Source organism: Chryseobacterium lathyri, from assembly GCF_003290185.1.
Classification (GTDB): domain Bacteria; phylum Bacteroidota; class Bacteroidia; order Flavobacteriales; family Weeksellaceae; genus Chryseobacterium; species Chryseobacterium lathyri.
Map to the genome: position 1 here is coordinate 1 of NZ_QNFY01000031.1, position 8,790 is coordinate 8,790.

Annotated in this window: 7 protein-coding genes; 5 read left to right on the top strand and 2 right to left on the bottom strand. The window is 35.9% G+C overall.

What is annotated here, in order from left to right; translation table 11 throughout:
• The coding region (locus DRF61_RS22265; protein ID WP_157963424.1) for a glycosyltransferase family 117 protein at positions 1–387 on the bottom strand (387 nt) is incomplete at its 3' end.
• Between the two features lie 222 nt (positions 388–609).
• On the opposite strand from DRF61_RS22265, the gene DRF61_RS22270 reads away from it, so the two are divergent.
• The 5 genes from DRF61_RS22270 to DRF61_RS22290 all read left to right on the top strand — a co-directional run bounded on the left by DRF61_RS22270 (position 610) and on the right by DRF61_RS22290 (position 7,101).
• Positions 610–1,647: a PLP-dependent cysteine synthase family protein gene (locus DRF61_RS22270; protein WP_111961053.1), complete on the top strand. Its 1,038-nt coding sequence runs from the start codon at positions 610–612 to the stop codon at positions 1,645–1,647.
• A gap of 81 nt (positions 1,648–1,728) precedes the next feature.
• Entirely contained in the window at positions 1,729–3,000 is a 1,272-nt protein-coding gene (locus DRF61_RS22275; RefSeq protein WP_174772319.1) for an aminotransferase class I/II-fold pyridoxal phosphate-dependent enzyme, read from the top strand.
• 77 nt (positions 3,001–3,077) lie between these two features.
• A complete protein-coding gene (locus tag DRF61_RS22280) occupies positions 3,078–3,965 on the top strand; it encodes a DMT family transporter (protein ID WP_111961055.1) in 888 nt (295 codons plus the stop codon).
• A 220-nt stretch (positions 3,966–4,185) separates the two neighbouring features.
• Complete coding sequence (locus DRF61_RS22285) at positions 4,186–4,812, top strand: hypothetical protein (RefSeq protein ID WP_111961056.1); 627 nt, start codon at positions 4,186–4,188, stop codon at positions 4,810–4,812.
• A gap of 99 nt (positions 4,813–4,911) precedes the next feature.
• On the top strand, positions 4,912–7,101 hold the full coding sequence (locus DRF61_RS22290) for a B12-binding domain-containing radical SAM protein (RefSeq protein WP_111961057.1): 2,190 nt from the start codon (positions 4,912–4,914) through the stop codon (positions 7,099–7,101).
• Between the two features lie 69 nt (positions 7,102–7,170).
• Here the strand turns inward: DRF61_RS22290 and DRF61_RS22295 are convergent, their stop codons facing one another.
• Positions 7,171–8,331 carry a hypothetical protein gene (locus tag DRF61_RS22295; RefSeq protein WP_111961058.1) on the bottom strand — a complete coding sequence of 387 codons (1,161 nt, stop codon included), beginning with the start codon at positions 8,329–8,331 and terminating at the stop codon, positions 7,171–7,173.
• Positions 8,332–8,790: the final 459 nt, after the last annotated feature.

Sequence of the window (8,790 nt, forward strand, 5' to 3'; positions counted from 1 at the left end):
TACTGCTCCTGCAAAAAGAATGGAGATTTCCTGGTGTTTTGTAATTTCATCAAAATCCTTGTTCAGCAGCCGTCTTACAAAATGGGTAATCGTCCAGAATAAAAATAAAATCGTCAGCGCACTGAACAATGCAGACATCGCATTAATTACGATAGAATAATTTTCACCTTTCCCTAAAGCAAAAATGGCTGCCACGGCACCCACAATCTGGAATAAAGCGGCTCCGGGAGCGTGCGTTACTTCAAGTTTTACAGCTGAGGAAATGTACTCGCCGCAGTCCCAGAAACTGAAATTGGGTTCTATGGTCGACAAGTACGTGAAAAATGCAATGACGAAAATCACCCATCCTAAAACGGTGTTCCATTGCCTAAAAGTCCAATTTTTCATAGTATTAAATCAATTACGCGAAAATAAGGCTTTTATACCATTCTGTGGTGTTTTTAACAAAATTTAAAAATTTTGGCGTAGTATTTGCGATTGTACTTCAGCTAAGATTGCAAATCAGAAAATAAATTTTGCTGAATCGCTGGCTTGAAATCAAACAAAAGTTTAGTAATTATTTATTTTTTTGTATTTTTGCGGTCAGATTTTTATTGAAAATAACAAATAATGAGTAATGTTTACGATAATATTCTTGGCCTAATAGGAAATACTCCTATGGTGAAGCTTAATACTGTTACAAAAGATATTCCTGCAACCGTTTATGCCAAGTTAGAATCATATAATCCTGGACATTCCACAAAAGATAGAATAGCACTTCATATTATAGAAAATGCTGAACAAAAAGGTTTATTAAAGGAAGATTCTGTAGTTGTAGAAACTACTTCAGGAAACACCGGATTTTCTATAGCGATGGTCTGTATTATTAAAGGATATAAATGTATTCTGGCGGTAAGCGACAAAACGAAGCCCGAAAAGATTGCCTATTTGAAAGCATTAGGGGCTACGGTATACATTTGTCCTGCCAACGTGGCTGCAGATGATCCCAGATCTTATTATGAAGTAGCTAAAAGAATAGCTTCAGAAACGCCAAATTCAGTTTACATCAATCAATATTTTAATGAATTGAATATTGATGCACACTACCAGACTACCGGTCCTGAAATTTGGGAGCAGACAGAAGGTAAGGTTACCCACCTCTTCGCCTGCACTGGAACGGGTGGAACATTGTCCGGTTCGGGTAAATTTTTAAAAGAAAAAAATCCGGATATCAAGATTATTGGTGTGGATGCTGATGGTTCTATCCTGAAGAGCTACCACGAAACAGGAGAAATCCATAAAGAAGATGTTCATCCTTATCAGATTGAAGGAATGGGGAAAAACTTGATCCCTGCTGCCCTGCTTTTTGATAAAGTAGATGAGTTTGTAAGGGTAAATGATGAAATGTCTGCCTACAGAACCCGAGAAATAGCCCTTAAAGAAGCTATTATGGGAGGATATACCACAGGAGCCGTAACCCAGGCGCTGATTCAGTATGCACAGTCTCACGAGCTTACCAAAGATGATATTATTGTCCTGATCTACCCTGATCACGGATCAAGGTATATTACTAAGGTATACAGTGACAAATGGATGGCCGAACAGGGTTTTGTAAATAACTGCGTACACAATTACGATGAAGTTTTCAAGACAGAATTCATTAAATAGATTTAAATAAACCACGATACAAATCAAGCCTTTTGTGTTTTACAGGAAAGGCTTTTTTACTTAAAATTACGATACAAAATGTTGGATATTTTTGAAAGAATAAAAGAAAATCCAGGACCTCTTGGACAGTTTGCAGATTACGGAGAAGGGTATTTCATTTTCCCGAGATTAGAAGGACCTATCGGCCCTAGAATGCAGTTTCAGGGAAAAGAAGTGATTTTCTGGAGTGCTAATGACTATTTAGGATTATGCAACCACCCTGAAGTGCTGGAAGCTGACGCTAAAGCCGCTGCAGAATATGGGATGTTCTATCCTATGGGAGCCAGGGCAATGTCCGGTGAAACAGAACAACACCTTCAGCTGGAAAGAGAGCTGGCAGATTTTGTACAGAAAGAATCAGCATATTTATTGAATTTCGGCTACCAGGGAATGGTTTCTACTATAGATGCTTTAGTGAGCAGAAACGATGTGATCGTATATGATGTAGATTCGCATGCCTGTATTGTAGACGGTGTAAGACTTCACTCCGGAAAAAGATTTACCTACAGACATAATGATATTGAAAGTCTTGAAAAAAACCTTCAAAGAGCAACCAAAGTAGCAGAAGAAACCGGAGGTGGTATTCTTGTGATTACGGAAGGTGTTTTCGGAATGAGAGGTCAGCAGGGAAAACTTAAAGAGATCTGCGATCTTAAATCTAAATACAGCTTCAGACTTTTAGTAGATGATGCACACGGATTCGGGACTCTTGGAAAAACAGGAGCCGGAGCTGGTGAAGAGCAGGGATGCCAGGATCAGATTGATGTATACTTCTCTACTTTTGCTAAATCTATGGCTGGTTTCGGAGCTTTCCTTGCGGGAAATAAAGAAATCATTAGATACTTGAAATTCAACTTAAGATCTCAGATTTTTGCTAAATCTCTTACCATGCCAATGGTAATCGGAGGTTTAAAAAGACTGGAACTTTTAAGAACCAGACCGGAAATTAAAGCCAAGCTTTGGGAAAATGTAAATAAATTACAAAGCGGACTTAAAGAAAAAGGATTCAATATTGGAGATACAAACACCTGCGTAACACCAGTAATGATGCAGGGAACTCCGGTGGAAGCCACACTTCTTGTAAAAGATTTAAGAGAAAACTACAGGATTTTTACCTCTGTAGTGGTTTACCCGGTTATTCCGAAGGGAATGATCCTGTTGAGATTAATTCCTACCGCTTCCCATACGGATGCAGAAATTAATGAAACATTAGCTGCGTTTGAAGCCATTCATGATAAATTAGTAAGTGGTTACTATAAAGAGCAAGAACAAAAACTTCTGCAGGAGCAGGGTTTAAGTTTTAAGGCGATTTAATGAAAAGATAAAAACCACTGAAAATTTCAGTGGCTTTTTTTTATTACATATTCATCCTATCAAATTTGTGATTAAAAATGAAGTTCAAGGGTTATTTGTTAGGCATACTGTCGTCCGTCTCATTCGGACTGATCCCTATTTTCATCCTGCCGCTGAAGCAGGCCCATTTCTCTATGGATATTACGCTGTTCTATAGATTTTTGTTTTCTGCCTCAATGGTTGGCGGATATCTGCTGTATTCCGGAGAAAGCTTCAGGATCAATAAAAAAGAGGCTTTGATTCTTGCTGTTCTGGGAGTCTGCTATGCCCTTTCTTCAGAATTTTTGTTCATTGGGTATGATTTTCTTACCCCGGGAATTGCCTCTACCGTCCTGTTTATTTATCCGGTTATTGTAGCTTTGATCATGTTTTTCTTTTATAGGGAAAAACTCACAAAACTTTCTATAATCTCTCTGTTTTTAGCTTTTGCAGGGGTTATTGTTTTATGCTTAAAAGAAAATGGTCTGGAGATTAATTTTGCAGGTCTTGGAATTGTGATGCTGAGCTCATTATTTTATGCGCTTTATATGGTGATCGTTAATAAATCTGATCTTAAAGTATCAGGATTCAAGCTCTCATTCTACTCCATGCTTTGTACTTCAGCATTTTTTATGGTAAAAGCTTCCGCTGAAGGTGAATCTTTTGCCATCCCTTCCGTATCCATCTTTTTAAATTTTATTGTTTTTGCTTTTCTCACCACCGTTATTTCAAGTCTGTGTTTGGTGTATGCTATAAAATATATCGGGTCCACGCCAACTGCTATTTTAGGAGCATTGGAACCTGTGGTTGCAGTGATGGTAAGTGTCTCCATGTTTCATGAAAAATTTACGGTAAATCTTCTCATCGGTATTACGCTTATCCTTTTAGGAGTAACCTTTAATGTTATTGCAGACAACAGAAAGTCGAAGCTTACTCAGCTCACATAAAGTGACTGGCTGACAATTAACTGTTCTATAACAATTTTTTATATTATATTTACTCAACAAACTGATGAGCAAATACAATATGCGAATTATTCCAAAGATCGTTTTTTCTCTTATTACAAGAATATTTTTATGTACAGCTTTGTTGTTTTCGGAACCTGTATCATGGCAGTTTAGATTTCTATGCGTGATCGTTTTTTGTATTCCCTGGATAAGATTTTTCATGAATGATTTTGACAGGAAAAATATTGATCTGTATCTTAGGTATAAGCTTCTGTTTCTTACCACCCCTGTTTTATATGCCCTTATCCTTTGGAAATTTTTTGAATGGTATCATTTCAGTTTAATTACCCAGTTAATTTTATTTCTTTTACCGGTAATAGTAAGTTTTTTTATTAAAACGAAAAGTAAAGATATTTCAGGCAACACTCAGAACATCCTACAGACAATGAGTTACTATTGTATTCCGTTCTTTTTAGCGGTCAATATATCTTTTGATTTTTCCAAACCATCATCGAAAGAATATTTTATTACCGATAAAGCCAGTCCTATAGAAGAAAAATGGGATTCAGAAGGTTACTATAAAATTACGAACTATCAGTTTAAGGTTATTCCAAAAGAAAAAATGAATACTATTGAAGTTAAGAAATATAACATTCCTGCCAAATATAAAAACAATTATGAATATTTGAATTCATACTATTTAAAAGAATCTCCAAAACCTCTTACCATATATGTAAACCGCAAAACGTATCATAAATTTGGAAAAGGAAATTATCTTGATATTGAAACCTACTCCGGATTATTTGGGATAGAATGGACCTATTATCATTGGAAACTTAAGCACTAATCACTAGGGTTTATAAAGAATTAAAAAATACTTTTAAACTTTCCTGCTTAGCTTTTTCATTTTAGATGAATTTAAAATAACTTTGCAAAAATTTCCTGTTTGAAAGATCTTCTTCTCATTACTCCGCCTTTTACCCAGCTCAATACTCCTTATCCGGCAACAGCTTATATAAAAGGCTTTCTGAATACCAAAAATATTTCCAGCTACCAAGCCGATCTGGGACTTGATGTTATTTTGGAGTTATTTTCGAAAAACGGACTTGAGAAAATTTTCAGCACAAAAATCAATCATCAGGAACTCTCAGAAAATTCACAACGGATTTATGCATTACGGGAAGAGTATTTAAGAACAATAGATCAGGTGATTCCTTTTTTACAGGGAAAAACCCCTACGCTGGCCAGACAGATCTGCAGCATGAATTTTCTGCCGGAAGCCTCCCGTTTCAACCAGCTGGATGATATGGATTTTGCATTTGGCAATATGGGGCTTCAGGATAAGGCGAAGCATCTGGCTACCCTATATTTAGAAGATCTTTCAGATTATATTATTGAAAATATTGATTCGGATTTCGGATTCAGCAGATATGCAGAACGTCTCGGAAAAAGTGCCAATTCTTTTGATGAGCTGTATTCAAAACTGTCAAATAATCCAACCTTTATTGACAGCTTTACCCTTAAAATTCTTCAGGAAAAATTAGAATTAGTTCAGCCAAAATTGGTATGCTTTTCAATCCCGTTTCCAGGAAATCTGTATGCCGGATTCAAATGTGCCCAGTTCATTAAAAAAAACTATCCCCACATTAAAACTGCGATGGGTGGCGGTTTCCCCAATACCGAATTGCGGGAAGTAAAAGATCAGAGAGTTTTTGAATTTTTTGATTTTATCACTCTTGATGATGGTGAGCTTCCTCTCGAGCTTCTTTACAACAACTTGCATATTTCAGAAGAAACCGCAGAGTACAAGAGAACATTTTTAATTGAAAATCAAGAGGTTACTTATAAAAATAATTCTAAAAGACACGATTATAAGCAGGCAGATATCGGTACACCAGATTATACAGATTTAAAATTAGACCAGTATATTTCAGTGATTGAAATTGCCAACCCAATGCACAGTTTATGGAGTGACGGAAGATGGAATAAACTGACCATGGCCCACGGATGCTACTGGGGAAAATGTACATTCTGCGATATTTCTCTGGACTATATCAAAATCTACGAGCCTATTTCCGCTAAAATTTTAGTGGACAGAATGGAGGAGCTCATTAAAACAACAGGTGAAACGGGATTCCATTTTGTGGATGAAGCTGCACCACCGGCATTGATGCGGGAAGTTGCATTGGAAATTCTTCGCAGAAATCTTGTGGTTACCTGGTGGACCAATATCCGGTTTGAGAAAAGTTTCACCCGTGATTTATGTTATCTGTTAAAACTTTCGGGATGCGTTGCCGTTTCCGGAGGGCTGGAAGTGGCCAGCGACCGGTTGCTACAATTGATAGATAAAGGTATTTCTGTAGAGCAAGTTGCAAAGGTAACAAGAAATTTCACGGAAGCCGGAATCATGATTCACGCTTATCTGATGTATGGCTACCCTACTCAGACTGTCCAGGAAACAGTAGACTCTTTGGAAATGGTAAGGCAGATGTTTGAGATGGGAATTCTCCAAAGTGCTTTCTGGCATCAGTTTGCTATGACAGCGCATTCACCTGTCGGAATAAATCCTGAGGAATTTGGAGTGACTCCTCTGAAGCAGAAAATTCTGTTTGCCAACAATGATATTGATTTTAAGGATAAAACCGGAATCGATCACAGCCAGTTCAGCTTTGGATTGAAAAAATCTCTTTTTAATTATATGCACGGAATCAATTTTGAATTTCCGCTTCAAGAATGGTTTGATTTTAAAATTCCTAAAACAACAGTTCATCCTGATTATATTCATGACTGCCTTCTGGATGATACCCAATTCGGCTTTAAAGGCAACTCTAAGGTTGTTTTCCTGACTAAAAACGTAATCGCTGAGAATCGCATAAAAAATAAAAAGAAATACTCCGGTGCATATACGCTTCTTACATTCCATTTAAAAACCAACATTGTAAAGATAGATCTGGAGCAGGATAAAGCAGAATGGCTGATGAAAGTGCTGGAAGAAAATTCTATAGAAAACCCTAAAAAAGTTACAGCTCAACAGCTTAAGAATCAGTTTGAAGAAAATTTTGAAGATTTTGAATTATTCTGGTTTTCAAAACCAATTCAGCAGCTTAAAGATAATGGTGTGATTTTGAGTTTATAAATATTCATTAGAAAGCCTTATTTGTCAAAAAATAACAAATAAGGCATAAGATATAATAAATATTTGTGCTTAATTGGTAGAACGTACCTGCTCTATTCTAAGAAAGGCTTTTGTTGTCGTACAAGTACCTCCAGGACAATTTGTTGCATTTGCAGGCCCAAAATTTGCAGCTCCCATCATAAATGTTAAAATATACATAGTTTGATCTGATGCACTAGTAGTTGTCCAGGTATATCGTCTGTATTCCGGAGAACCAAAATAAATATCCGGATCTCCCCATGCATCAGTAATAGCTCCTCCCATACTTGTACCACTTCCTCCTCCGTTTCCATACCAAACACCTTGCGCCGGAAATGTCATCCCATTATTACCATATACAATCTGGCCATTTGTTACATATTCAGTTGCACCATTCCACATAATAGTTGGAGTACCGGTGTTACTTCTTATCTGTAAATCTGCTAGATCAAATCCGTTATTGGGAGGAGTATTAGAAACGACCACTCTTACCGAAAATTTTCCATCAGGGGAAGTCAGAATTCTATCATAACCTGTTGAAGGATCGTTGGTTAATTTTAGTGGTCCTATAGTTGCTGCAATTTTTATTTCTGCAATATCTTGTCCTCCTACTGTAGCATTGCAACTTCCCGTATAAAATGGTACTGTGGTGCTGTTAATAGGTATTGTAGTAGTTGTAGGAGAAGTAATGGTAGGCGTTCCTGATACAATAAATATGAGTTCTCCAGCTCCGATTGCTAATTTTCCTGCCTGTAATTGAAAACTTAATCCATTTACTGTAACAGGACTACCTCCAGGATAGGCTCCTCCATTTCCTCCAACATATGAAACCTTCAAAATACCCGTGAAAGGGACTCCTGTCGTATACATTGATGGACTTAATATTGCAGTTGTACAGTCTATATTGGAAACAGAGGGAGCTACAGAAGTAGAATTATCTATAATTCTCCACTCTGATCCATTCCAAAAATAATATCCTTTAGAAAGAGTGGTTCCGCTATTGTAAACCAATAAACCAGCAGCTTGTCCCAATGCTCCATCCAGATCCATCGTTGATGAAGTAAGATTAATTCTTGGTGCTAAAAATCCTTTATTGGATGAGACTACATCTAATACAGAAGAAGCGTCTGGACTTACAGTATTTATTCCTACATGTTGTGCAGAAATTAAAGAAACCGTAAAAATGGCAGTTGAAATAAATATTTTTCTCATTGTAAATTTGTATTATTTATTAAGTTAAAAATTATAGAATTACATTATGACTGATATTTTAGCTTTTGTTTTGTAAAACTATAGTAAAGTTTGGAATAAAAATGCTCATCTATAAGCGTAATACAGGTAATCATTTAACACTTATATTCCTATAAATCAACCTGATAAAAAATACATTTAAGTAATACTGAATAAATGAATAAAATAAATCCTATTTTAGTGTTTTAAAATGAGTTAAATACTGTTAATTTGTATTAAAATAGAAATAACTATGATCAAGTCTGATATATATAAAAAATCCGTAATAAATTTTATATATTCATACATTATAATTGGATTTGGTCTTCTTAGTTTATTTTGGCATATAAAATTGGAATATTATATACTAATTTTCTCACTTTTATCAATTATAGTAAATATTGTAATTTTAATATTCATATATAATCTTGAGTATAATAT

What these genes read in the sequence shown, in the direction of transcription:
- DRF61_RS22285 (WP_111961056.1), top strand. Translation starts at nt 4,186, where the DNA reads ATGAATGATTTTGACAGGAAAAATATTGATCTGTATCTTAGGTATAAG.
- DRF61_RS22270 (WP_111961053.1), top strand. Translation starts at nt 610, where the DNA reads ATGAGTAATGTTTACGATAATATTCTTGGCCTAATAGGAAATACTCCT.
- DRF61_RS22295 (WP_111961058.1), bottom strand. Translation starts at nt 8,331, where the DNA reads ATGAGAAAAATATTTATTTCAACTGCCATTTTTACGGTTTCTTTAATT.
- DRF61_RS22280 (WP_111961055.1), top strand. Translation starts at nt 3,078, where the DNA reads ATGAAGTTCAAGGGTTATTTGTTAGGCATACTGTCGTCCGTCTCATTC.